Here is a 23,189-nt window from a genome sequence, read left to right on the forward strand (position 1 = left end):
TGCTCAGGCCGCCTGGACCTCGGTCTGCGCCAGCGCACGGTTGAGCGCGCTGAACAGGGCGCGGAAGGTCGCGGTGGTCAGGTTCTCGTCGATGCCGATGCCGTGCAGCGGGCGGCCACCGTTCAGGCGTACCTCGATATAGGCCACCGCCTGGGCGTTGGTGCCGGCGCTGATGGCGTGCTCGTGGTAGTCCATGATCTCGATGTTCTGCGGCAGGGCGGCGACCAGCGCCTCCAGCGGGCCCTTGCCGGTGCCGTGCTTGCGTCGGGCTTCGCCTTCGTAGGCGACTTCCACGTCGACGGTGCAGATGCCGTTCTCTTCCTGCAGGCGGTGGCCCTTCAGCACGTAGGGGCTGTCGGCTTGCAGGTACTCGCTCTGCAGCAGGCCGTAGATCTGCGCGGCGGTCATTTCCAGGCCGAGTCGGTCGGTCTCGCGCTGCACCACCTGGCTGAACTCGATCTGCATGCGGCGCGGCAGGCTGATGCCGTATTCCTGCTCGAGCAGGAAGGTGATGCCGCCCTTGCCGGACTGGCTGTTGACGCGGATCACCGCCTCGTAGTCGCGACCGATGTCGGCCGGGTCGATCGGCAGGTACGGCACTTCCCAGACGCCTTCCGGATCCTGCTGGGCGAAGCCCTTGCGGATGGCATCCTGGTGCGAGCCGGAGAAGGCGGTGTGGACCAGGTCGCCGACATACGGATGGCGCGGGTGCACCGGCAGCTGGTTGCACTCTTCCACCACCTTGCGCACGGCATCGATGTCGGAGAAGTCCAGTTCGGGGTCGACGCCCTGGGTGTAGAGGTTGAGCGCCAGGGTCACCAGGCAGACGTTGCCGGTGCGCTCGCCGTTGCCGAACAAGCAGCCTTCGACGCGGTCTGCACCGGCCATCACGGCCAGTTCCGAGGCGGCCACGCCGGTGCCGCGGTCGTTGTGGGTGTGCACGCTGATCAGCACGCTGTTGCGGCGGGCGACATGGCGGCCGAACCACTCGATCTGGTCGGCGTAGTTGTTCGGCGTGGCGCACTCGATGGTGGCCGGCAGATTGAGGATCAGCTTCTGCGCGGGAGTCGGCTCGAACACGCCGATCACCGCGTTGCACACCTCGACGGCGAAGTCGATTTCGGTGGAGCTGAACACCTCAGGCGAGTACTCGAAGCCCCACTGGGTTTCCGGCTGCGCGGCGGCCAGGCACTTGATGATCCGCGCGGCGCTGGTGGCGATGTCGACCACGCCGGCCTTGTCCTGGTTGAAGACGATGCGGCGGAAGCTCGGCGCGGTGGCGTTGTAGTAGTGGACGATGGCCTTCTTGGCGCCCTTGAGCGACTCGAAGGTGCGGGTGATCAGGTCCTCGCGGGCCTGGGTCAGCACCTGGATGGTCACGTCATCGGGGATATGGCCGCCTTCGATCAGCTCACGGACGAAGTCGAAGTCGGTCTGCGAGGCGGACGGGAAGCCCACCTCGATTTCCTTCAGGCCCACGGCGACCAGGCACTTGAAGAAGCGCATCTTCTTCTCGGCGTCCATCGGCTCGATCAGCGACTGGTTGCCGTCGCGCAGGTCGGTGGACAGCCAGATCGGCGCCTTGTCGATGATCTGGTCCGGCCAGGTGCGGTCAGGGAGCTGCACCTGGGTAAACGGGCGGTACTTCTTCGAAGGGTCTTTGAGCATGGTCATCGGGGTAATCCTTGGGTCGGCGGCAGGCCGGGCGAATCGCGAAATCGAGAGTGTGCGTCGGAGGCGGATTCAGCCACGCAGTCGTGGGCTGACCAGGCGCTGGCAGGCGTGTTGACGCAGAAGAATGAGGGTATGGGCCGTGTTCATGCTGATAACCCTACTGCTGGAGGTTAAAGCTGGCAAGGCTTGTGCGAAAAACGCGGATTGCTTGCGCTGATTTTTCTGGCTGAAAGAAAAATTGCTGAAATTAGTTGTGCGGCTGGATTTTATTGCGCGAGAAATCAGGGCTTGAAGGCGCCGATAAAGATCGCCGGGTCGACGCGGGCGTCGTTGAGGCTGACGTTCCAGTGCATGTGCGGCCCGGTGGCGCGGCCGGTAGCGCCAACCTTGCCGACCACGCCGCCGCGCGGCAGTTCCTGGCCCAGTTGCACGTCGATCTTGGACAGGTGGCAGAACATGCTGATCAGGCCCTGGCCGTGGTCGACGAACACCGTCTTGCCGTTGAAGAAGTAATCGCCGATCAGCGTCACCTTGCCGGCGGCGGGGGCCTTGATCGGCGTGCCGGCGCCGACAGCGAAGTCCAGCCCAGAGTGCGGGTTGCGCTCCTCGCCATTGAAGAAGCGGCGCAGGCCGAAGGGCGAGGACAGCGGGCCGTTGACCGGTTTGTCGAACAGTAGGTTGCTCGGCTGACGGGCGCTGAATTGCTGGTAGGCGCGGGTCTGCTCGGCCAGCTCGCGCTCGATGCGTTTGAGGTTGGCCGGGCTCGGATTGACCTGTTCCTTGTTCTTCAGGGTGATGCGCTGCTCGCGGTAGTGCTTGGCGCCGACCTGGAAGCTCAGGGCCTGACCGTTTGCCTCTATCTCCTGCGGGCCGGGCTTGACCGTCAGCGGGATGCCGACGATGGCGATCCAGCGCTTGCCTTCCTCCTTCACCACCAGCACCGACTTGCCCTGGTAGCGCGCCTGGGGTGCAGTGGAACCATCGCCCAGGTCGAGCACAGCCACGCCACCGGGCACCGGCTTGTTCAGCAGGCGGGTGATAAAGCCATCGGCATGAGCAGGAAGTGTGAGGCAGAGCAGCAGGGCGATAAGCGAGCGCACGTAATCAGTCCAGAAGCGAGAGGGTGACTGGGGTGAGGTGGTTGTCCTCGACCCGTACATCGAGCTGGCCTTCACCCAGTCGGGCCTTGAGGCGTTGGCCGGGGCGGGTCTGGCTGGCGGCGCGCACGGCCTGGCCGCGCTCGTCGAGCAGGATGCTGTAGCCGCGGCCGAGGGTGGCCAGCGGGCTAACGATGTGCAGGGTCTGCGCCAGGCTCTGCAGCTGCTGCCGCTGCTCGCGCAGGCGCGCCTGGGTGGCGCGTGGCAGGCGCTCGGCCAGGCTGTCCAGGCGCTGGCGCAGCAGGGCCAGGGCGCGTCCCGGGTGCTGCGCGTTCAGGCGGCCCTCAAGACGCGCCAGGCGCTCATGGCGGCTGGTGGACTGCTGGGTGAAGGCGCGGCGCAGACGCATGTCCAGGTCGTCCAAGCGTTGGGCCTGCTGGCGCAGACGTTCGCCGGGATGGCGCAGGCGCCGGGTCAGGCTTTCCAGGCGCAGCTGTTCGCGGCTCAGGCGGGTCTGCAGGGTCAGGGCCAGGCGGCGGCTGAGGCCGTCCAGGCGGCGCTGCAGGTCGGAGCTGTCCGGTGCCAGCAGTTCGGCGGCGGCGGATGGGGTGGGGGCGCGCACGTCGGCAACGAAGTCGCTGATCGACACATCGGTCTCATGACCGACGGCGCTGACGATGGGCGTGACGCAGGCGGCCACGGCGCGCGCCACCGCTTCCTCGTTGAAGCACCACAGGTCTTCCAGCGAGCCGCCGCCGCGCGCCAGGATGATCGCGTCGAAGCCGGCGCGGTCGGCCAGCTGCAGGCCCCGGACGATCTGCGCGGTGGCCTCGCGACCCTGCACGGCGGTGGGGATCAGGGTCAATGCCACCTGCGGCGCACGGCGGCGGAACACGCTGATGATGTCGCGGATCACCGCGCCGGTCGGCGAGCTGACGATGCCAATGCGCTGCGGATGGGGGGGCAGGGCGCGCTTGCGCTCGCTGGCGAACAGACCCTCGGCGGACAGCTTCTCTTTCAGCGCCTCGAAGGCCAGGCGCAGGGCGCCGTCGCCGGCCGGCTCCACCGTGTCGAGGATCAGCTGATAGTCGCCGCGGCCCTCGAACAGCGAGACCTTGCCGCGCACCTTCACCGCCAGGCCGTCGCGCAGCGCCTGGCGTACGCGGCTGGCGTTCTGCCGGAACAGTGCGCAGCGCACCTGGGCCTGGCTGTCCTTCAGGGTGAAGTAGAGGTGTCCGGAGGCGGGCTTGGCCAGGTTGGAGATTTCGCCCTCGACCCAGACCTGGGCGAACACATCCTCCAGCAACAGCCGTGCGCGGTTGTTGAGCTGGCTGACGCTGAGGGTGTCGCGGTCGAGACCGAGGCGCTGGAAGGGATCGTTGAGCATGGCGGCATGATAAAGGCTTTACTGAAACAGCCATAGGCGCTTGACCGGCGCCGCGTGGTCATTAAGCTGCGCAGCCGTTTTTCGCCTTGCGGTGTAGTCATGAGCGATCAGATCATTCTCGTCCCGCGCATCTCCAGCCTGCCCGGCCATGAGGCCAAGGCCTGGGGCATCCTGCGCTGGCTGGTCAAACGTGACATCGTCGAGCAGCTGCCGACCACCTGCGGCCGTGGCGCGCGCGGCATGGCCCACGCCATCGCGCCGGGGGCGCGGCAGATCGTCCAGCGTCCCGAGCTGCTGCCCTATGGTCAGCCGCTCAACGGCCTGGAGATAGTCACCAAGCGCTGCATCTATACGCCTAGCGAGGATTTCCTCGAGGAGGCGGGTTGTCCGGAGTGCCGCCAGGAGATCGGCGAGGCGCTGTTCGCCAGCCTGGAGGAGTGGATGCCGGGGCAGACCGACAACTTCACCTGTCCCGAATGCGGCCATGAGGACGACATCAATGGCTTCCTGTTCCTGCAGCCCTGCGCCTTCTCCAACCTCGGCCTGATCTTCAATGGCTGGGGCCCCGCGGGTTTTCGCCAGGCCTTTCTCGAGGAGCTGACCGAGCGCCTGGGACAACCGTTGGCCCAGGTTCAGGTAAAAAGCTGAGTGGGCGAAACCGCGCATTGAGTGATGGCGGGTGGCTAGGTATAATGCCGCGCTTCTTATTTTTCCCTCCCGGGAGCCCCGCCATGCTGCGCATCAGCCAAGAAGCACTGACCTTCGACGACGTTCTGCTCATCCCCGGTTATTCCGAAGTCCTGCCCAAGGACGTCAGCCTGAAGACCCGCCTGACCCGTGGCATCGAGCTGAACATCCCGCTGCTGTCCGCCGCGATGGATACCGTCACCGAAGCGCGCCTGGCCATCGCCATGGCCCAGGAAGGCGGCATCGGCATCATCCACAAGAACATGACCATCGAGCAGCAGGCTGCCGAGGTGCGCAAGGTCAAGAAATTCGAGGCCGGCGTGGTCAAGGACCCGATCACCATCGAGGCCGACGCCACCGTACGCGATCTGTTCGAACTGACCCGCCAGCACAACATCTCCGGTGTGCCGGTGCTCTCCAACGGCGACCTGGTCGGCATCGTCACTTCCCGCGACGTACGCTTCGAGAACCGCCTGGACGCCCTGGTGCGCGACGTGATGACGCCGAAAGAGCGCCTGGTCACCGTCAAGGAAGGCGCCACCAAGGAAACCGTGCGCGAGTTGCTGCACAAGCACCGTATCGAGAAAGTCCTGATCGTCGACGACGCCTTCAACCTCAAGGGCATGATGACCGTCAAGGACATCGAGAAGGCCAAGGCCTACCCGCTGGCCAGCAAGGACGACCAGGCTCGCCTGCGCGTCGGCGCCGCCGTCGGTACCGGTGCCGACACCGGTGACCGCGTCGGCGCACTGGTCGCCGCCGGTGTCGACGTGATCATCGTCGACACCGCCCACGGCCACTCCAAGGGCGTGATCGACCGCGTGCGCTGGGTCAAAGAGAACTTCCCTGAAGTCCAGGTCATCGGCGGCAACATCGCCACCGGTGATGCCGCCAAGGCCCTGGTCGCCGCTGGCGCCGATGGCGTCAAGGTCGGCATCGGCCCGGGCTCCATCTGCACCACCCGTATCGTCGCCGGCGTCGGCGTGCCGCAGATCAGCGCCGTGGCCAACGTTGCCGCCGCCCTGGCCGGCACCGGCGTGCCGCTCATCGCCGACGGTGGCATCCGCTTCTCCGGCGACCTGTCCAAGGCCATAGTCGCCGGCGCCTCCGCCGTGATGATCGGCTCGATGCTGGCCGGTACCGAAGAAGCCCCGGGCGAAGTCGAACTGTTCCAGGGTCGCTCCTACAAGGCCTACCGCGGCATGGGCTCGCTGGGCGCCATGGCCCAAGCCCAGGGCTCGTCCGACCGCTACTTCCAGGACTCCTCGGCCGGTGCCGAGAAGCTGGTGCCGGAAGGTATCGAAGGCCGCGTGCCGTACAAGGGTGCGATGAGCGCCATCGTGCACCAGCTGATGGGCGGCCTGCGCGCCTCCATGGGCTACACCGGCTGCGCCACCGTCGAGGAAATGCGCACCAAGCCGCAGTTCGTGCGCATCACCGGCGCCGGCATGGCTGAGTCGCACGTGCACGACGTGCAGATCACCAAGGAAGCCCCGAACTACCGCGTGGGCTGATTGCAGCAAGACGATGTACACACGGGGCTGACTAACCAGCCCCGTGTCATTTGTGACTTCCGCTACGAGAGACGGCCATGGCCCACGACATTCACGCCCACCGCATCCTCATCCTCGACTTCGGCTCCCAGTACACCCAGCTGATCGCCCGCCGCGTGCGCGAGATCGGCGTGTACTGCGAGATCCACCCGTTCGACATGGCCGACGCCGACATCCGCGCCTTCGCCCCGCGCGGCATCATCCTCGCCGGCGGTCCAGAGTCGGTGCATGAGGCGGGCAGCCCGCGCGCGCCGCAAGCGGTGTTCGATCTGAACGTGCCGCTGTTCGGCATCTGCTACGGCATGCAGACCATGGCCGAGCAGCTCGGCGGCAAGGTCGAGGGTTCCGACCTGCGCGAGTTCGGCTACGCCCGCGTCGACGTGGTCGGCAAGGCCCGCCTGCTCGACGGCATCGAAGACCACGTGGACACCGACGGTGTGCTGGGTCTGGACGTGTGGATGAGCCACGGCGACAAGGTCACCGCCATGCCCGCCGGCTTCCACATCCTGGCCAGCACCCCGAGCTGCCCGATCGCCGCCATGGCCGACGACAGCCGCGCCTACTACGGCGTGCAGTTCCACCCAGAAGTGACCCACACCAAGCAGGGCGGTCGCATCCTCTCCCGTTTCATCCTCGACATCTGCGGCTGCGAAGCCCTGTGGACCCCGGCCAACATCGTCGAAGACGCCATCGCCACCGTGCGTGCCCAGGTGGGCTCGAACAAGGTGCTGCTGGGCCTGTCCGGCGGTGTCGACTCCTCGGTGGTCGCGGCGCTGCTGCACAAGGCCATCGGCGACCAGCTGACCTGCGTGTTCGTCGACAACGGCCTGCTGCGTCACAAGGAAGGCGACCAGGTGATGGCCATGTTCGCCGAGAACATGGGCGTCAAGGTGATCCGCGCCAACGCCGAAGAGCTGTTCCTCGGTCGCCTGGCCGGCGTCAGCGATCCGGAAGAGAAGCGCAAGATCATCGGTCGCAGCTTCATCGAAGTGTTCGATGAGGAAGCCACCAAGCTCAAGGACGTGAAGTTCCTCGCCCAGGGCACCATCTACCCTGACGTGATCGAGTCGGCCGGCGCCAAGACCGGCAAGGCCCACGTAATCAAGAGCCACCACAACGTCGGCGGCCTGCCGGAGGACATGCAGTTCTCCCTGGTCGAGCCGCTGCGCGAGCTGTTCAAGGACGAGGTGCGCAAGATCGGTCTGGAGCTGGGCCTGCCCTACGACATGGTCTACCGCCACCCGTTCCCGGGCCCGGGCCTGGGCGTGCGCATCCTCGGCGAGGTTAAGAAGGAATACGCCGACCTGCTGCGTCTGGCCGACCACATCTTCATCGAGGAGCTGCGCAACTTCGACTGGTACCACAAGACCAGCCAGGCCTTCGTGGTGTTCCAGCCGGTGAAATCGGTCGGCGTGGTCGGCGACGGCCGTCGCTACGCCTGGGTCGTGGCCCTGCGCGCCGTGGAAACCATCGACTTCATGACCGCGCGCTGGGCGCACCTGCCCTACGAGCTGCTGGAGAAGGTGTCCAACCGCATCATCAACGAGATATCCGGCATCTCCCGCGTCACCTACGACGTGTCGAGCAAGCCGCCTGCCACCATCGAGTGGGAGTGACCGGGAGGGCAGCGCAAGCTGCCCTTTTCGTTGCTGTCCTTTCGCTTATAGGGCCTGTCGCTCAGAGCCCCCGGCGCGATGCCGATTCCATCTAACGAGGCGGCGCACCCGGACCAAGCTGAAGGGGTGATGCGCTCATTCGCGAGGATGGAGTCATGGCCCATGTCGATTGGCGATTGCGCGGCGCGGGTGTCGACCTGTGCAACTGCGCGTACGGCTGCCCCTGCCAGTTCAACGCGCTGCCGACCCACGGCACCTGCGAGGCGGCGGTGGGTTTCCATATTCTCGAGGGGCACTTCGGCGACGTTTCGCTGGATGACCTGCACGTGGCCTGCACCTTCGCCTGGCCCGGCCCCATCCACGAGGGCCACGGCCAGTGCCAGGCGTTCATCGACGAGAGGGCCAGCGAGGCTCAGCGCCAGGCGCTGCTGACCATCCTCAGCGGCCAGGAGCAGGAACCCACGGCCTTCTTCGCCATCTTCGCCAGCACGGTGGAGACCATGCACGAGCCGCAGTTCCTGCCGGTCGAGGTGCGCACCGACCGCGTCGCCCTGACCGCCAGCATCCGCGTGCCCGGCCTGATCGATGGCCGTGCCGAGCCGATCCGCAACCCGGTGGATGGCTCGGTGCATCGCGCCCGGGTGGTGCTGCCCGAGGGCTTCGAGTTCACCGAGACCGACTGCGCCAGCGCCACCTTCCGCACGATGGGCGCCATCGCCCTGCAGCACTCCGGCAGTAACGCCATGCTCTACGACCTGCACATGGGGCCGAATGGCATCATCCGCGGCTAGCCGGCCGGACTGGGGCGCGCTGGTCGCCGCGGCCAGTGTGCTGCTGCTCAGCGCGCTGGCCTGGTATTGGCAGGTACGCCAGGCGGAACTGGTGGCGGCGATGGGCGACATGCGCATGCCGCCGACCCGGTGGCTGTCCCGGGAGGGGCTGCTGGCCCTGCTCATGTGGCTGGTGATGATGCAGGCGATGATGCTGCCGGCGGCCCTGCCGATGATCATGCTGTATCGCCGCTGCCTGCAGCGGGATCGCCGGCGCGTGGCCAAGCTCTGGCTGTTCTGCGCGGCGTACGGGCTTATGTGGTGCGGCTTCGCCCTGCTGCTGACCGGCCTGCAGGCCCTCGGCGAGCGTGCCGGCGTGCTCGAGCCGATGAACCTGCGCCTGCCGCCGACGCTCGGCGGCCTGATGCTGCTGGTGGCCGGCCTGTACCAGCTGAGTCGGGCCAAGGCCGCCTGCCTCGAGCATTGCCAGAGTCCGCTGCAGTTCCTCCAGCACCATGCCCGTCCCGGGCTGAGCGGCGCCTGGCTGACCGGCCTGCACCATGGCCTCTACTGCCTGGGCTGCTGCTGGGCGCTGATGCTGATCCTGCTGGTGCTCGGCGCCATGAGCCTGTGGGGCATGGCGCTGCTCAGTCTGCTGGTGCTGGCGGAGAAGCTGCTGCCGCTGGGCGCCGGCTGGCGTCGTGTCAGCGGCGCGCTGCTGATCGGTAGCGGAGTGTGGTTGCTGGTTCAGGCGTAGCGCCACTGGCACTGCTCGCAGTAATAGCTCTGTCGCTGGGTGCGCCCCAGCTTGGCCTTGCTCAGGGGAATGGCGCAGCGCGGGCAGCGACTCTGACGGTGGGCCTGCCAATGCTGCTTGAGCACGAAGGCCTTCTTCCAGGCGAGGAAGTCGAAGGCGTACTGGCGCACCTCGCTCACCAGTTCCTTCAGCTTGTCGGCAGGCAGCGCGCCCAGCGGACTCAACGGGTGCACCCGGATACGAAACAGCACCTCGTTCTTGAAGATATTGCCGGCGCCGGCGAACACCTGCTGATCGAGGATCGCGTCGCAGGCCAGGGTGGCGGGCATCGCCTGCAGCTTGGTCAGGGCCAGCTCGGCATCCCAGTCATCGGCAAGGGTGTCGCAGCGCCAGTCGTAATGTTCACTGAGCGGCGGCTGCAGGAGCTGCACCGAACAGCCATAGAAGTTCAGCTCGCCATTGGCGAAGCCCAGGCTCAGACGCGGCGCCGCGTCCTTGCGCTCGTCGATGCGGTAGCTGCCGAACAGCAGCAGATGGATGCGCACCACGACGTCTTCCAGCTCGATCAGGAAGTGCTTGCCCCAGCTGCGCAGGGCCTTTACCCGCTGGCCTTGCAGACGCTGCAGATCGACCTTGCTGTTGCCCTCCACGCGCAGGATGCGCTGGTCGGCGAAACGCTCGGTCTCCTCGCGCAGAATCAGGATGCTGGGGCCTTCGGGCATGCGGTGCGCTCCTGTCGGGGTTTGCCGGTAGACCCGTGGCCTGCGCCGAGAGTTGCGGCAATCGGCCGCGCGTCCCGTAACGTTGCCCGCACACAGCGCCTGCAGTTAATGAGAAACTATGTCGTTTCAGGGCCCGGTAGTCGGCCCGCATTCTCAGGAGTCGTCGGCGCATGTCGTTTACCCGCAGACAGATACTGGCCGGCATGGCGGGGCTGGGCGTCGCCGGCCTTGGCGCCGGTGGCGTGCGCTACTGGCTGGGGCGCCCGGAGAACGTGGCGACCCACGACTACGAGCTGATCGCCGCGCCGCTTGACCTGGAGCTGGTGCCGGGCCACCAGACCCCGGCCTGGGCCTATGGCGGCCAGGCCCCCGGGCTGGAGCTGCGCTGCAAACAGGGCGAGCGCCTGCGCGTGCGCTTCATCAACAGGCTGGACGTCGACACCACTATTCACTGGCACGGCATCCGCTTGCCGCTGGACATGGATGGCGTGCCCTATGTCTCGCAACTGCCGGTCAAGCCGGGCGAGTACTTCGACTACGACTTCATCTGCCCGGATGCCGGCAGCTACTGGTATCACCCGCACACTTCCAGCACCGAGCAGCTGGGTCGCGGTCTGGTCGGCCCGCTGATCGTCGAGGAGCGCGAGCCGAGCGGTTTCGTTCATGAGCGCACGCTGTGCCTGAAGACCTGGCATGTGGATGAGCAGGGCGCCTTCACCGACTTCCTGGTGCCGCGCCAGGCTGCCCGCGAGGGCACTCGTGGGCGCCTGTCGACCGTCAACGGCAAGCCGAATCCGACCATCGAGCTGCCGGCCGGGCAGGTGGTGCGCCTGCGCCTGATCAACGTCGACAGCACCATCACCTATCGCCTCAACCTGCCGGGCGGCGAGGCGCGCATCTATGCGCTGGACGGCAACCCGATCGAGCCGCGGCCACTGGGCAAGGACTACTGGCTGGGGCCGGGAATGCGCATCGATCTGGCGCTCAAGGTGCCGGCCGCGGGTCAGGAGTTGCCGCTGCGCAACGGGCCGCTGCGCCTGGCGACCATCAGGAGCAGCGCCAGCGGCGAGGCGCCCGGCAACTGGCCGCCGGCGCTGCCGGCCAACCCGGTGCGCGAGCCGGACCTGAGCCGCGCCGAGACCCTGCGCTTCAACTTCGAGTGGGCGGCCATGCTCTCCGGCGATGTGCAGCGCGGCGGCAGCTATCGCTACTGGCAGATCAACGGCCAGGCCTGGGATATAAGTGACAAGGCCTGCGCCGACCGCCCCATCGCCAGCCTGAAGAAGGGCGGCCATTACATCTTCGTGCTGCGCAACATGGCCCAGTACCAGCACCCGATCCACCTGCACGGCATGAGCTTCAAGGTGCTGGATTCGGACCGCAAGGACATCGTGCCGTACTTCACCGACACCTACCTGCTGGGCAAGAACGAGACGGCGCGCATCGCCTTCGTCGCCGATAATCCAGGGGTGTGGATGTTCCACTGCCATGTGATCGATCACATGGAAACCGGCCTGATGGCCGCCATCGAGGTGGCCTGATGCGCCAACCGAAGATCATCGACCGCAGCCAGGACGAGCGCTTTATGCGCGAGGCATTGGCGTTGGCCGCAGAGGGAGCGGAAAGAGGCGAGGTACCGGTGGGCGCGGTGCTGGTGCAGGACGGCGAAGTGATCGGCAGCGGTTTCAACTGCCCGATCAGCACCTCCGACCCCAGCGCCCACGCCGAGATGGTGGCGATCCGCGCCGCCGCCCGGGCCGTGCAGAACTACCGCCTGCCCGGCAGCACCCTGTACGTCACCCTGGAACCCTGCAGCATGTGCGCCGGGCTGATCGTGCATTCGCGTATCGCCCGGGTGGTCTACGGCACCACCGAGCCCAAGGCCGGGGTGGCGGTCAGTCGCGGGCAGTTCTTCACCCAGGACTTCCTCAACCATCGTGTGCTGATCGAGGGCGGGCTGCTGGCGCAGGAATGCGGGGAAATGCTCAGTGCCTTCTTCAAGGCACGCCGCGGCGGCGATCGGTAGCCCGGATGCAATCCGGGAAACGCGGCGATCTGCTTCGACCTCGCGGGCCGTAACGCCAGATCCCGAGTCCCGCCCCCCGGATTGCATCCGGGCTACAGCTGCGTCGGCTCTTCCTTGGGAATGGTCTTGTTCACGCCGGGCACATGCAGGCCGCTCTCGGCGACGCGGGTGCCTTCCAGCTGCGGCTGGGTCACCCAGTTGAGGATGTCGTAGTAGCGCCGCACGTTGCGCACGAAGTGCACGGTCTCGCCGCCGCGGGCGTAGCCGTAGCGGGTCTTGCTGTACCAGCGCTTCTGCGACAGGCGCGGCAGCATCTTCTGCACGTCCAGCCACTTGTTCGGGTTGAGGCCCTCGGCCTGGGCCAGCTTGCGGGCGTCCGACAGGTGGGCGATACCGATGTTGTAGGCGGCCAGGGCGAACCAGGTGCGGTCCGGCTCGCTCATCTCTTCGGTCAGGCCGCTGTGCACCAGGGTGAAGTACTTGGCGCCGCCGGCGATGCTCTGCTTGGGATCCAGGCGATTGACCACGCCCATGGCCTGGGCGGTGGCCTGGGTCAGCATCATCAGGCCGCGCACGCCGGTCTTGGAGGTGGCGTCGGCGGTCCACAGGGACTCCTGGTAGCCGATGGCGGCCAGCAGGCGCCAGTCCACCCTGTGCTTCTCGGCGGCCTGCTTGAACTGCTGCTCGTAGCGCGGCAGGCGCTGTTGCAGGTGCTTGGCGAAGGTGTAGGCGCCGACATAGCCGAGTACGTCGACGTGACCGTAGTAGCGCTCCTTGAGGCGCTGCAGGCTGCCGTTCTCCTCGACCAGGGCGAGGAAGTGGTTGGCCTCGCGCAGCAGGCTGTCGTCCTCGCCGGCGGCCACCGCCCAGCCCAGGCTACGCGCCTGGCCGAGGTCAAAGGCGACGCGCACGTTGGGGAAGTACACCTGGTTCATCGCCAGTTCGTTGGAGTCGACCAGGGTCAGGTCGACCTGGCCCTCGTCGACCATGCGCAGCAGGTCGACCACCTCGACATCGGCGGACTCCTCGTACTGCAGCTCGGGCAGGGTCTTCTTCAGTTCTGCCAGCTGTTCGGCGTGGCTGCTGCCCTTGAGCACCAGGATGCGCCGGCCGATCAGCTCCTCGGGGCGGCTGGGGCGGCGCTGGCCGTCGCGATAGATGATCTGCGGGGTGACATCCAGGTAGGCGCGGGAGAAGTTGGCCTGGGCCTTGCGCCCTTCGCTGGCGACCAGGCCGGCGGCGGCCAGGACCGGGCCGTTGCTCTGGTTGAGGCGGGTGAAGAGGTCGTCGAGGTTGTCGGCGGTCTCGACCTTCAGCTCGACGCCCAGGTTGTCGGCGAAGCGCTTGGCCAGCTCGTACTCGAAACCGGTCTCGCCGGCACGATCCTGGAAATAGGTCGTCGGGCTGTTGCGGGTGATCACGCGAAGCACGCCGTCCTCCTGTACCCGCTCGAGGGTGCTGGGCTGCTTGGCGGCAGAGCCGTCGCAGCCCGCGAGCAGCAGGAGGATCGCGGTCGCCAACAAGCAGGCGGTCGTGCGGATGCGCAACACAATGTGGGCAAACATCGGCGCAGTATACGCAAAGCCCAACGGGTGCCATATCTCGACAGTATTTCGGCGCTCTGCTAGATGCGCCGCACCCTGTGCGCTCAGGGTGCCGTCGGCGGGTGCTTTAGGCTAGAATGCACGGCCTCAAAGAACCTGCTCTCGGGGGCCCGTGGCAGGTTCGAAGTACACCCCCTTCTCAGAGGCTGTTCTCCATGTTGATCCTGCGCGGCGCGCCCGCTCTTTCCGCCTTCCGTCACGGCAAACTGCTTTCGCAACTGACCGCCAAAGTTCCCGCCGTGACCGGGTTGTACGCCGAGTTCGCGCATTTTGCCGAAGTCACCGGAGTACTTACCGCCGATGAAGAGCAGGTGCTGGCCCGGCTGCTGAAGTACGGCCCGAGCGTTCCGGTGCAGGAGCCCAGCGGCAAGCTGTTCCTGACCATTCCGCGCTTCGGCACCATCTCGCCCTGGTCGAGCAAGGCCAGCGACATCGCCCGCAACTGCGGCCTGGCCAAGATCGAGCGCCTGGAGCGCGGCGTGGCCTACTACGTCAGCGGCGAGCTGAGCGAGGCCGATATCCAGGCCGCCGCCGCCCTGCTGCACGACCGCATGACCCAACTGGTGCTGAGCACCCTGGAAGAGGCCGCCGGCCTGTTCAGCCACGCCCAGCCCAAGCCGCTGACCGCCGTGGACATCCTGGGTGGTGGCCGCGCCGCCCTGGAACAGGCCAACGTCCAGCTGGGCCTGGCCCTGGCCGAAGACGAGATCGACTACCTGGTGAAGAGCTTCACCGAGCTGGGCCGCAACCCGCACGACGTCGAACTGATGATGTTCGCCCAGGCCAACTCCGAGCATTGCCGCCACAAGATCTTCAACGCCAGCTGGGACATCGACGGCGAGAGCCAGGACAAGTCGCTGTTCGGCATGATCAAGAACACCTACCAGATGCACAGCGACGGCGTGCTGTCCGCCTACAAGGACAACGCCTCGGTCATCGTCGGCCACACGGCCGGGCGCTTCTTCCCCAATCCGGATACCCGCGAGTACGGCGCCACCGTCGAGCCGGTGCATATCCTGATGAAAGTGGAAACCCACAACCACCCGACCGCCATCGCCCCGTTCCCCGGCGCCTCCACCGGCTCCGGCGGCGAGATCCGTGACGAGGGCGCCACCGGTCGCGGCGCCAAGCCCAAGGCCGGCCTGACCGGCTTCACCGTCTCCAACCTGAACATCCCCGGTTTCGTGCAGCCCTGGGAGAAGCCCTATGGCAAGCCCGAGCGCATCGTCACCGCCCTGGACATCATGATCGAGGGCCCGCTGGGCGGCGCCGCGTTCAACAACGAATTCGGCCGTCCGGCCCTGAACGGCTACTTCCGCACCTTCGAGCAGGCCGTGAATTCGCCGCGTGGCGAAGAAGTACGTGGCTACCACAAGCCGATCATGCTCGCCGGCGGCATGGGCAACATCCGTGAAGACCATGTGCAGAAGGGCGAGATCTCGGTCGGCGCCAAGCTGATCGTGCTCGGCGGCCCGGCCATGCTGATCGGCCTGGGCGGCGGCGCGGCCTCGTCCATGGCCACCGGTGCCAGCTCCGCCGACCTGGACTTCGCCTCGGTGCAGCGCGACAACCCGGAAATGGAGCGTCGCTGCCAGGAAGTCATCGACCGCTGCTGGCAGATGGGCGCCGACAACCCGATCAAGTTCATCCACGACGTCGGCGCCGGCGGCATCTCCAACGCCCTGCCGGAACTGATCAACGACGGCGGCCGTGGCGGTCGCTTCGAGCTGCGCGCCGTGCCGAACGACGAGCCGGGCATGGCCCCGCTGGAAATCTGGTGCAACGAGTCGCAGGAACGCTACGTGCTGAGCGTGGACGCCGCCGACTTCGAGCGCTTCAAGGCCATCTGCGAACGCGAGCGCTGCCCGTTCGCCGTGGTCGGCGAGGCCATTGCCGAGCCGCACCTGACCGTGTCCGACAGCCACTTCGGCAACAAGCCGGTGGACATGCCGCTGGAAGTACTGCTCGGCAAGCCGCCGCGCATGCACCGCAGCGTGACCCGCGAGGCCGAGCAGGGCGATGACTTCGCCGCCTCCAGCGTCGATATCGACGAGGCCGTGAACCGCGTGCTGCACCACCCGGCCGTGGCCAGCAAGAGTTTCCTGATCACCATCGGCGACCGCACCATCACCGGCCTGGTCGCTCGCGACCAGATGGTCGGCCCGTGGCAGGTGCCGGTGGCCGACTGCGCCGTGACCGCCACCAGCTTCGACGTCTATACCGGCGAGGCCATGGCCATGGGCGAGCGCACCCCGCTGGCGCTGCTCGACGCCCCGGCCTCCGGCCGTATGGCGGTGGGCGAGACCATCACCAACCTGGCGGCCTCGCGCATCGAGAAGATTTCCGACATCAAGCTGTCCGCCAACTGGATGGCCGCCGCCGGCCACCCGGGCGAGGACGCGCGCCTGTACGACACCGTGAAGGCGGTCGGCATGGAGCTGTGCCCGGCGCTGGGCATCACCATCCCGGTGGGCAAGGACTCCATGTCCATGAAGACCCGCTGGCAGGACGAGGGCGTCGACAAGAGCGTGACCTCGCCGCTGTCGCTGGTGATCACCGGCTTCGCTCCGGTCGCCGACATTCGCCAGACCCTGACCCCGCAGTTGCGCCTGGACAAGGGCGAGACCGACCTGATCCTGATCGACCTCGGCCGCGGACAGAACCGCATGGGCGGCTCGATCCTGGCGCAGACCTACGCCAAGCTCGGCCAGGCCGTGCCGGACGTCGATGACGCCGAAGACCTCAAGGCCTTCTTCGCCGTGATCCAGGGCCTCAACGCCGACGGCCATATCCTGGCCTACCACGACCGTTCCGACGGTGGCCTGCTGACCACCGCCCTGGAAATGGCCTTCGCCGGCCATTGCGGCCTCAACCTGTTCCTCGACGGCCTTGCCGACGAGGCCTCCGAACTGGCCGCCGTGCTGTTCAACGAGGAGCTGGGTGCGGTGATCCAGGTGCGCCAGGACGCCACTCCGGAAGTCCTCGCCCAGTTCAGCGCCGCCGGCCTGGACGACTGCGTGGCGGTGATCGGCCAGCCGGTCAACGGCAGCGACGTGGCCATCAGCTTCAACGGCGAGCCGGTATTCGGCGGCGAGCGCCGCATGCTGCAGCGCCAGTGGGCCGAGACCAGCTACCAGATCCAGCGCCTGCGCGACAACGCCCAGGGTGCCGAGCAGGAATTCGATCTGATCCTCGACGAGGACAACCCGGGCCTGTCGACCAAGCTGTCATTCGACGTCAACCAGGACATCGCCGCGCCTTACATCAAGAAGGGCGTGCGTCCGCAGGTGGCGGTGCTGCGCGAGCAGGGTGTCAACGGCCAGGTGGAAATGGCCGCGGCCTTCGACCGCGCCGGCTTCGCCGCGGTCGACGTGCATATGAGCGACATCCTCAGCGGCCGCGTCAGCCTGGAGCAGTTCAAGGGCCTGGTGGCCTGCGGTGGCTTCTCCTACGGCGACGTGCTCGGCGCCGGCGAGGGCTGGGCCAAGTCGGCGCTGTTCAACAGCCGCGCCCGTGACGGCTTCGCCGCCTTCTTCGCGCGCAAGGACAGCTTCGCCCTCGGCGTGTGCAACGGCTGCCAGATGATGAGCAACCTGCACGAGCTGATCCCGGGCACCGAGTTCTGGCCGCACTTCGTGCGCAACCGCTCGGAGCAGTTCGAGGCCCGCGTGGCCATGGTCCAGGTGCAGGAGTCGGCGTCGATCTTCCTGCAGGGCATGGCCGGTTCGCGCCTGCCGATCGCCATCGCCCACGGCGAAGGCCATGCCGAGTTCGAGAGCGAGGAGGCGCTGCTGGAGGCCGATCTGTCTGGAACGGTTGCGATGCGCTTTATCGACAACCACGGCAAGGTCACCGAGAACTACCCGGCCAACCCGAACGGCTCGCCGCGCGGTATCACCGGTCTGTGCAGCCGCGACGGCCGCGTGACCATCATGATGCCGCACCCGGAGCGGGTGTTCCGCGCCGTGCAGAACTCCTGGCGCCCGGACGAGTGGCAGGAAGACGGCGGCTGGATGCGCATGTTCCGCAACGCCCGCGTCTGGGTCGACTGATAGCGCACCGAGTGCTCTCTCCCGCGTCTGCGGGGGAGGGCTTCTCGACGAGGCTTGCGATGTCAGGCTCCGCAGACAACTCCCTCCCCGAAGTGCGTCAGGTCAACCCTGGCGAGACTCATCTGCTGTGCCGCTGCGGGCGCTCGCCCGTGCTTCCCGACTGTTCTCCAGGCTGCGCCGAAGGGCTGCTGCTCGAACCCGTGCGTCAGCAGTTCGTGCTGCTCTGTCGCTGCGGGCAGTCGCGGCGCATGCCCTATTGCGATGGCAGCCACAGCCCGCCCGCGCAAGGCCTGAAGGCGCGCTGGCGACGCTTCGCCAAGGGTGATTAAGTCGCTGCGTTTTATGGCCAAAGGCTCTAGGCAGTGAATGGACGATTGGGCTGCGACGGACTCCAATGCACAGTTGCGAACTAGTCCGCGTGCGGGTGATGAGGCAAAATGCCATTATTGCCTTGGCAGTGCGGCTCTCGGGTCGCGGTATTCGTCGATGCTCGGAGGGGCTGGATGTACAAATTCTGTTTCTATGTGCCGGAAAGCCATCTGGAAGAAGTGAAGGTCGCGGCATTCGCGGCAGGTGCAGGACGCATTGGACAGTACGACAGCTGCTGCTGGCAGACTCTGGGCAAGGGCCAGTTCCGCCCGCTGGAGGGCAGCAACCCCTTTATCGGTCAGCCAGGCCATAGCGAGGAAGTGGCGGAGTGGAAGGTGGAGATGGTGGTGGCCGACGAGCTGATTCACGACGTGGTCAAGGCCATGAAGAAGGCCCATCCCTACGAGACCCCCGCCTTCGATGTGTGGCGCCTGTCCGACCTGCAGTTCTGATCTGCGCGTATAAATAGAAGAAGCCCCGGCACTGCCGGGGCTTCTTTTTTCCGCCTGCCGTTACTGCAGGTGCTGCTTCAGCTCGGCGCCGGCCTGGCGCATGGCGGCCTGCACGGCCGGGACATGGGCCAGCGGGTTGAGCAGACCATAGTCGTGGATCATGCCGTTATAACGCACCGCGGTGACCGTCACGCCGGCGGCGTCCAGCTTGCGTGCATAGGCTTCACCCTCGTCACGCAGCACATCGAACTCGGCGGTCTGGATCAGCGTCGGCGGCAGGCCTTTGAGCTGTTCGGCAGAGGCGCGCAGCGGCGAGGCGAAGCGTTCGGCGCGCTGCTTCGGGTCGGTGGTGTAGCTGTCCCAGAACCACTGCATCATCGGCTTGGTCAGGAAGTGGCCTTGGGCGAACTGGTTGTAGGAGGCCGTCTCGAAGCTGGCATCGGTCACCGGCCACAGCAGCAGCTGGAAGCGCAGTTTGGGCGTACCCGCTTCCTTGGCCTTCAGTGCGACCACCGCGGCCATATTGCCGCCGACGCTGTTGCCGGCCACCGCCAGGCGCGAGCTGTCGACCTGGATGTCCTTGCCGTGCTCACCGACCCACTGGGTGGCCGCGTAGGCCTGGTCGATGGCGGTCGGATACTTGGCTTCCGGCGACGGCGTGTAGCCGACGTAGACGGCCACGGCGCCGGAGTTCACCACCAGGTCGCGGATCAGACGGGCATGGGTCGGATAGTCGCCGAGCACCCAGCCGCCGCCGTGGAAGAACATGAATACCGGCAGATCGCCCTTGGCGCCTTCGGGACGGACGATGGTCAGCGGGATCGACTGACCGCCGGCCTGGATGGTCTTCTCGGACACGCTCACGCCGGACAGATCGACCTTGACCGAGGCCTGGGCACCGACCAGCACGGCGCGGGCGTCTTGCGGGCTGAGGGTTTCCAGCGGCTTGCCGCCGCCGGCTTCCAGGGCCTGGAGGAAGGCCTGGGTGTTGTGTTCCACGCCGGGGCTGCCGGCGGCAAAGGCGTTTCCAACGGCCAGGGCGAGCAGGCCGCTTCCAACGAGTTGCTTGATGTTCATCATGATTCTCCTGGCGATTCGGGGGGCTGGGGACAACCAGGGCCTCAGCCCTGGTTGTGGCAGTTGTCGGCTTGCTTGAGGTAGGTGACGGACTGCAATTCACCCGTCGAGTCACGGTAGATCATCTGTGCCTCGACCACGCTGCAGCCGGCGCTGGTGGCTTCCTGCAGGCTGATCACCTCCGCCACATCCAGCTGCTGGCCGTAGCGGTACTGCTGGCTGACCGGTTGTTCGGCGAAGCTCGCCGAGGTGGTGATCAGGGCCAGCGCGGCAAGCGCGCTGGCAAACATGCGGCGGGTTTTCATCGGGTTTCTCCTCTTGTCTCGCTGGGCTCAGGCCACGATCAGGCGTACGTCGATGTTGCCGCGGGTGGCGTTGGAGTAAGGGCAGACCTGGTGGGCGGCGGCGACCAGCTCTTCGGCGACGGCGCGCTCGATGCCCGGCAGGCTGATGGTCAGTTCCACTTCCAGACCGAAGCCGCCAGGGATCTGGCCGATGCCGACCTTGCCGGTGATCGAGGCGTCGGCCGGGAAGGCTTGCTTCTTCTGGCTGGCGACGAACTTCAGGGCGCCGATGAAGCAGGCCGAGTAGCCGGCGGCGAACAGTTGTTCCGGGTTGGTGGCTTCGCCACCCTGGCCGCCCAGTTCACGCGGGGTGGTGAGCTTGACGTCGAGGAAACCGTCGGAAGAAACGGCACGGCCGTCGCGGCCTCCGGTGGCGGTAACGGTGGCGGTGTAGAGGGCTTTGATGGTTTGCATGGCGATGTCTCCAGTTGTTTTGCTGTCTAAAGTTTTGCGCGCTAAGTAAGTGCGTGAGGCAGAAGTTAGTCGCATTTAATTTTGTGCGCAAGATAATTTTTAGAAGTTTTCTGTCTTAGCTATATGCTCTTCTGGAATAAGTGTGAACTAGAGCGGCTGAAGCGAGGAAAATGGGGGGCTCCACCCAGGGCCGGGTGGCGTAAAAAGGTCAGAGCGACTGCTGCAACTGGTCGCGCAGGGCGACTATCTGGTCCTTGAGGGCGCCGATCTGTTCCAGGGTCAGGCCGCTGGCTTCGAGGATGCAGGCGGGAAATTGCTCGGCCTGCTGCTGCAGGGCGCGGCCATGCTCGGTCAGGCGCAGCTCTACCACGCGCTCGTCGGCGCTGCTGCGGGTGCGGGTGATGAAGCCCTCGGCCTCCAGGCGCTTGAGCAGCGGTGTCAGCGAGCCGGGATCGGTCAGCAGGCGCGCGCTGATGTCCCCTACGGTGATGCCGTCGCCTTCCCACAGCACCAGCATGGCCAGGTACTGCGGGTAGGTCAGGCCGATGCTCTGCAGCATCGGCTTGTAGGCTTTGGTCATCAACAGCGAGGTGGAATGCAGGGCGAAGCACAGCTGGTTGTCCAGCTGCAGGGCGGCGCAGGATTGCGGCTGTTTCATGGTGGAACCTCCACTCGATATCTGCGCAACAATTTATCGCGCAAATTAACATTGAGCAAATTTTGGCCGGCGGGCATGAAAAAGGCGCCTGGGGGGGCGCCTTGCAGAGGTCGAGGTCTTTAGCGGACTAGCGCAGCAAATCTCAGGGACGGATCTCGATCAGCGTGCCGTCCTTCACCAGATCCCACACCTCGCGGATGTCGGCGTTGCGCATGGCGATGCAGCCCTCGGTCCAGTCCAGCGTGCTGAAGAACCACTCCGGGTACTCGTCGTCCAGCGGAGTGCCGTGGATCATGATCATGCCGCCGGCCGAGACGCCGTTCTTGCGTGCGTTGGCCGCATCGCGGGCGTTGGGGTAGGAGATGTGCATGGACAGGTTGTACTTGTCGCTGGTCTTGCGCCAGTCGATCCAGTAGAAGCCTTCCGGGGTCTTCAGGTCGCCCTCGCGCACCTTGGCGCCGTCGGGCACCTTGCCGAGCGAGATGCGATAGGACTTGAGCACCTCGCCGCGCCCCATCAGGTGCAGCTTGCGCTCGGATTTGACCACCAACACCTTGTCGATCGCCTTGCCGCGCAGAGTCGGAGCGGTGGAGGCTTGGGCGAGGCCGATGGAGGTAATGCAGAGTAAGGCGAGCAACCAGCGCATTGCGATGTTCCGAGGTATTTCAGTGTTGGCCCTGATGATTCAGGTGTTATAGCGCGAGAGTCTGCCTATGCCGAGGATGATGTTCAATCCTCGCCAGCCGGATGGTGGGCTGGGTAGGATCGGCCCCTCGGAAAAATCCGCCCAGGAGTAGGCAATGCCCCAACCCAAGCTGCTGCGAGCCCTGGTCCTCGATCCGGCCGACCATCCCCTCGGCCAGGCGCACCTCAGCGCCGCCAGTGCGCTGGTGCGGGTCGGCGAGCGTCTGTATGTGGTGGCCGACGACGAGCTGCAACTGGGCCTGTTCAGTCTCGCGGACCAGGGCCCCGGCCGGCTGGTCCGTCTGTTCGAGGGCGAGCTGCCGGCGCCGAAGGCCGAGCGCAAGGCGGCCAAGCCGGACCTGGAGGCGCTGGCCCTGCTGCCGGCGTTACCCGGCCATGCCCGGGGTGCTCTGCTGGCGCTGGGCTCCGGCTCCAAGGCCAATCGCCAGCGTGCGGTGCTGCTGGGGCTGGAGGAGGGCGCGCTGCCGCGGCAGATCGATCTGGCGCCGCTGTACCAGCCGCTGCACCAGCACTTCAGCGACCTGAATATCGAGGGCGGCTTCCTGCTCGGCGAGGAATTCGTTTTGCTGCAGCGCGGCAACCAGGGCCAGGCGGCCAATGCCGCCGTGCGCTATCGCTGGGCCGAGCTGCGTGACTGGTTGCGGGGCGAGGGCCCGCTACCCGCGCCGCCGATCATCCAGCCGGTCGAACTGGGCGAGCTGGGCGACGTGGCCCTGGGTTTTACCGATGGCGCGGCGCTGGCCGACGGTCGCTGGCTATTCAGCGCGGCGGCGGAGAACACGGCGGACAGCTACAACGACGGCGCCTGCCTGGGCGTCGTGATCGGGCTGGTGGAGCGTGACGGCCGCATGCGTCGCCTGGCCGAGCTGGAGGGGCGCTGGAAGGTGGAAGGCATTGCGCTGGACGAGGCGGGCGACCTGCTGCTGGTCACCGACGCGGATGACCCGGCGACGGCGGCCAGCCTGCTGCACCTGTCTCTGTCAGGGCTTCTGGGTCAGTGACACGGCCAGCTCGTCGACCTGAATCGCCCAGTCGGAGTCGCCCTTGAGCGATTCGGCGAGGAAGTTGGCCTGGGCCTCGGTCCAGAACGGCGCCTTGGCCAGCTTCTCGCCGTTGGACAGCTGATGGGCGCGGATGAAGGCCGCGATCTCCTCGTTGCTGGACGGCAGGCCGAGCTGTTCGAACAGGGTGCGCAGGCTGTGGTGGTTGCTGGTATCCATGGCAA

22 protein-coding genes are annotated in these 23,189 nt (G+C 66.5%); 11 read left to right on the forward strand and 11 right to left on the reverse strand.

Going from position 1 to position 23,189, the window contains the following annotated elements:
* Positions 1-3 precede the first annotated feature (3 nt).
* From leuA to xseA, 3 genes are all read right to left on the reverse strand, one after another.
* Positions 4-1,674 carry a 2-isopropylmalate synthase gene (gene leuA, locus OH686_RS17135; protein ID WP_289534113.1) on the reverse strand — a complete coding sequence of 557 codons (1,671 nt, stop codon included), beginning with the start codon at positions 1,672-1,674 and terminating at the stop codon, positions 4-6.
* A gap of 281 nt (positions 1,675-1,955) precedes the next feature.
* On the reverse strand, positions 1,956-2,774 hold the full coding sequence (locus tag OH686_RS17140) for a M23 family metallopeptidase (protein WP_289534114.1): 819 nt from the start codon (positions 2,772-2,774) through the stop codon (positions 1,956-1,958).
* 4 nt (positions 2,775-2,778) lie between these two features.
* Positions 2,779-4,158, reverse strand: a complete 1,380-nt coding sequence (gene xseA, locus OH686_RS17145; protein ID WP_289534115.1) for an exodeoxyribonuclease VII large subunit — start codon at positions 4,156-4,158, stop codon at positions 2,779-2,781.
* Between the two features lie 99 nt (positions 4,159-4,257).
* On the opposite strand from xseA, the gene OH686_RS17150 reads away from it, so the two are divergent.
* The 5 genes from OH686_RS17150 (at position 4,258) to OH686_RS17170 (ending at position 9,541) form a co-directional block, all read left to right on the forward strand.
* Positions 4,258-4,806, forward strand: a complete 549-nt coding sequence (locus OH686_RS17150; RefSeq protein WP_289534116.1) for a sugar ABC transporter ATPase — start codon at positions 4,258-4,260, stop codon at positions 4,804-4,806.
* 83 nt (positions 4,807-4,889) lie between these two features.
* Positions 4,890-6,359, forward strand: a complete 1,470-nt coding sequence (guaB, locus tag OH686_RS17155; protein ID WP_289534117.1) for an IMP dehydrogenase — start codon at positions 4,890-4,892, stop codon at positions 6,357-6,359.
* Positions 6,360-6,436: 77 nt separating this feature from the next.
* Positions 6,437-8,014 carry a glutamine-hydrolyzing GMP synthase gene (gene guaA, locus OH686_RS17160; protein ID WP_289534118.1) on the forward strand — a complete coding sequence of 526 codons (1,578 nt, stop codon included), beginning with the start codon at positions 6,437-6,439 and terminating at the stop codon, positions 8,012-8,014.
* 155 nt (positions 8,015-8,169) lie between these two features.
* On the forward strand, positions 8,170-8,805 hold the full coding sequence (locus tag OH686_RS17165) for a DUF1326 domain-containing protein (RefSeq protein ID WP_289534119.1): 636 nt from the start codon (positions 8,170-8,172) through the stop codon (positions 8,803-8,805).
* Entirely contained in the window at positions 8,786-9,541 is a 756-nt protein-coding gene (locus OH686_RS17170; RefSeq protein WP_289534120.1) for a DUF2182 domain-containing protein, read from the forward strand. The genes OH686_RS17165 and OH686_RS17170 overlap by 20 nt, the downstream gene beginning before the upstream one ends.
* Here OH686_RS17170 and OH686_RS17175 read toward each other — a convergent pair.
* On the reverse strand, positions 9,532-10,263 hold the full coding sequence (locus OH686_RS17175) for a DNA-formamidopyrimidine glycosylase family protein (RefSeq protein WP_289534121.1): 732 nt from the start codon (positions 10,261-10,263) through the stop codon (positions 9,532-9,534). The two genes, OH686_RS17170 and OH686_RS17175, sit on opposite strands and share 10 nt — an antisense overlap.
* Positions 10,264-10,433: 170 nt before the next feature.
* Here OH686_RS17175 and OH686_RS17180 point away from each other — a divergent pair, with 170 nt between their 5' ends.
* On the forward strand, positions 10,434-11,804 hold the full coding sequence (locus OH686_RS17180) for a multicopper oxidase family protein (protein ID WP_289534122.1): 1,371 nt from the start codon (positions 10,434-10,436) through the stop codon (positions 11,802-11,804).
* Positions 11,804-12,289: a tRNA adenosine(34) deaminase TadA gene (gene tadA / locus OH686_RS17185; RefSeq protein ID WP_289534123.1), complete on the forward strand. Its 486-nt coding sequence runs from the start codon at positions 11,804-11,806 to the stop codon at positions 12,287-12,289. The genes OH686_RS17180 and tadA overlap by 1 nt, the downstream gene beginning before the upstream one ends.
* A gap of 92 nt (positions 12,290-12,381) precedes the next feature.
* On the opposite strand, the gene mltF is transcribed toward tadA, so the two are convergent.
* The gene (gene mltF, locus OH686_RS17190) at positions 12,382-13,854 is read right to left on the reverse strand and encodes a membrane-bound lytic murein transglycosylase MltF (RefSeq protein WP_289534124.1); all 1,473 of its coding nucleotides are present in this window, start codon (positions 13,852-13,854) and stop codon (positions 12,382-12,384) included.
* A 194-nt stretch (positions 13,855-14,048) separates the two neighbouring features.
* On the opposite strand from mltF, the gene purL reads away from it, so the two are divergent.
* The 3 genes from purL to OH686_RS17205 all read left to right on the forward strand — a co-directional run bounded on the left by purL (position 14,049) and on the right by OH686_RS17205 (position 18,766).
* The gene (purL, locus tag OH686_RS17195) at positions 14,049-17,945 is read left to right on the forward strand and encodes a phosphoribosylformylglycinamidine synthase (RefSeq protein WP_289534125.1); all 3,897 of its coding nucleotides are present in this window, start codon (positions 14,049-14,051) and stop codon (positions 17,943-17,945) included.
* A gap of 59 nt (positions 17,946-18,004) precedes the next feature.
* On the forward strand, positions 18,005-18,274 hold the full coding sequence (locus tag OH686_RS17200; protein ID WP_289534126.1) for a CDGSH iron-sulfur domain-containing protein: 270 nt from the start codon (positions 18,005-18,007) through the stop codon (positions 18,272-18,274).
* Positions 18,275-18,448: 174 nt separating this feature from the next.
* Complete coding sequence (locus tag OH686_RS17205; protein ID WP_192399366.1) at positions 18,449-18,766, forward strand: YqfO family protein; 318 nt, start codon at positions 18,449-18,451, stop codon at positions 18,764-18,766.
* A 60-nt stretch (positions 18,767-18,826) separates the two neighbouring features.
* Here OH686_RS17205 and OH686_RS17210 read toward each other — a convergent pair whose 3' ends face one another.
* From OH686_RS17210 to OH686_RS17230, 5 genes are all read right to left on the reverse strand, one after another.
* The gene (locus OH686_RS17210) at positions 18,827-19,846 is read right to left on the reverse strand and encodes an alpha/beta hydrolase (protein ID WP_502942748.1); all 1,020 of its coding nucleotides are present in this window, start codon (positions 19,844-19,846) and stop codon (positions 18,827-18,829) included.
* 41 nt (positions 19,847-19,887) lie between these two features.
* A complete protein-coding gene (locus OH686_RS17215; protein ID WP_137971117.1) occupies positions 19,888-20,148 on the reverse strand; it encodes a DUF2790 domain-containing protein in 261 nt (86 codons plus the stop codon).
* A 27-nt stretch (positions 20,149-20,175) separates the two neighbouring features.
* Positions 20,176-20,601 carry an organic hydroperoxide resistance protein gene (locus OH686_RS17220; protein ID WP_289534128.1) on the reverse strand — a complete coding sequence of 142 codons (426 nt, stop codon included), beginning with the start codon at positions 20,599-20,601 and terminating at the stop codon, positions 20,176-20,178.
* A 208-nt stretch (positions 20,602-20,809) separates the two neighbouring features.
* Entirely contained in the window at positions 20,810-21,259 is a 450-nt protein-coding gene (locus OH686_RS17225; protein ID WP_289534129.1) for a MarR family winged helix-turn-helix transcriptional regulator, read from the reverse strand.
* Between the two features lie 142 nt (positions 21,260-21,401).
* On the reverse strand, positions 21,402-21,905 hold the full coding sequence (locus OH686_RS17230; protein ID WP_289534130.1) for a L,D-transpeptidase family protein: 504 nt from the start codon (positions 21,903-21,905) through the stop codon (positions 21,402-21,404).
* A gap of 154 nt (positions 21,906-22,059) precedes the next feature.
* Here OH686_RS17230 and OH686_RS17235 point away from each other — a divergent pair, with 154 nt between their 5' ends.
* Complete coding sequence (locus OH686_RS17235) at positions 22,060-22,965, forward strand: DUF6929 family protein (RefSeq protein WP_289534131.1); 906 nt, start codon at positions 22,060-22,062, stop codon at positions 22,963-22,965.
* Here the strand turns inward: OH686_RS17235 and OH686_RS17240 are convergent.
* Positions 22,945-23,184, reverse strand: coding sequence for a DUF2789 domain-containing protein (locus OH686_RS17240; protein WP_289534132.1), 240 nt, complete (start codon positions 23,182-23,184; stop codon positions 22,945-22,947). The genes OH686_RS17235 and OH686_RS17240 overlap by 21 nt on opposite strands.
* Between the last annotated feature and the right edge of the window lie 5 nt (positions 23,185-23,189).

The organism is Pseudomonas sp. SO81, from assembly GCF_030374125.1.
Classification (GTDB): Bacteria; Pseudomonadota; Gammaproteobacteria; order Pseudomonadales; family Pseudomonadaceae; genus Aquipseudomonas.

Excerpts from the sequence above, each read along its gene's own strand:
- guaB (WP_289534117.1), top strand. The coding sequence starts at position 4,890 with ATGCTGCGCATCAGCCAAGAAGCACTGACCTTCGACGACGTTCTGCTC.
- OH686_RS17240 (WP_289534132.1), bottom strand. The coding sequence starts at position 23,184 with ATGGATACCAGCAACCACCACAGCCTGCGCACCCTGTTCGAACAGCTC.
- OH686_RS17205 (WP_192399366.1), top strand. The coding sequence starts at position 18,449 with ATGTACAAATTCTGTTTCTATGTGCCGGAAAGCCATCTGGAAGAAGTG.
- OH686_RS17175 (WP_289534121.1), bottom strand. The coding sequence starts at position 10,263 with ATGCCCGAAGGCCCCAGCATCCTGATTCTGCGCGAGGAGACCGAGCGT.
- OH686_RS17235 (WP_289534131.1), top strand. The coding sequence starts at position 22,060 with ATGCCCCAACCCAAGCTGCTGCGAGCCCTGGTCCTCGATCCGGCCGAC.
- tadA (WP_289534123.1), top strand. The coding sequence starts at position 11,804 with ATGCGCCAACCGAAGATCATCGACCGCAGCCAGGACGAGCGCTTTATG.
- purL (WP_289534125.1), top strand. The coding sequence starts at position 14,049 with ATGTTGATCCTGCGCGGCGCGCCCGCTCTTTCCGCCTTCCGTCACGGC.
- OH686_RS17210 (WP_502942748.1), bottom strand. The coding sequence starts at position 19,846 with ATGATGAACATCAAGCAACTCGTTGGAAGCGGCCTGCTCGCCCTGGCC.
- OH686_RS17180 (WP_289534122.1), top strand. The coding sequence starts at position 10,434 with ATGTCGTTTACCCGCAGACAGATACTGGCCGGCATGGCGGGGCTGGGC.
- OH686_RS17170 (WP_289534120.1), top strand. The coding sequence starts at position 8,786 with ATGGCATCATCCGCGGCTAGCCGGCCGGACTGGGGCGCGCTGGTCGCC.
- OH686_RS17230 (WP_289534130.1), bottom strand. The coding sequence starts at position 21,905 with ATGCGCTGGTTGCTCGCCTTACTCTGCATTACCTCCATCGGCCTCGCC.
- OH686_RS17215 (WP_137971117.1), bottom strand. The coding sequence starts at position 20,148 with ATGAAAACCCGCCGCATGTTTGCCAGCGCGCTTGCCGCGCTGGCCCTG.
- leuA (WP_289534113.1), bottom strand. The coding sequence starts at position 1,674 with ATGACCATGCTCAAAGACCCTTCGAAGAAGTACCGCCCGTTTACCCAG.
- xseA (WP_289534115.1), bottom strand. The coding sequence starts at position 4,158 with ATGCTCAACGATCCCTTCCAGCGCCTCGGTCTCGACCGCGACACCCTC.
- OH686_RS17225 (WP_289534129.1), bottom strand. The coding sequence starts at position 21,259 with ATGAAACAGCCGCAATCCTGCGCCGCCCTGCAGCTGGACAACCAGCTG.
- OH686_RS17220 (WP_289534128.1), bottom strand. The coding sequence starts at position 20,601 with ATGCAAACCATCAAAGCCCTCTACACCGCCACCGTTACCGCCACCGGA.
- guaA (WP_289534118.1), top strand. The coding sequence starts at position 6,437 with ATGGCCCACGACATTCACGCCCACCGCATCCTCATCCTCGACTTCGGC.
- mltF (WP_289534124.1), bottom strand. The coding sequence starts at position 13,854 with ATGTTTGCCCACATTGTGTTGCGCATCCGCACGACCGCCTGCTTGTTG.
- OH686_RS17165 (WP_289534119.1), top strand. The coding sequence starts at position 8,170 with ATGGCCCATGTCGATTGGCGATTGCGCGGCGCGGGTGTCGACCTGTGC.
- OH686_RS17150 (WP_289534116.1), top strand. The coding sequence starts at position 4,258 with ATGAGCGATCAGATCATTCTCGTCCCGCGCATCTCCAGCCTGCCCGGC.
- OH686_RS17200 (WP_289534126.1), top strand. The coding sequence starts at position 18,005 with ATGTCAGGCTCCGCAGACAACTCCCTCCCCGAAGTGCGTCAGGTCAAC.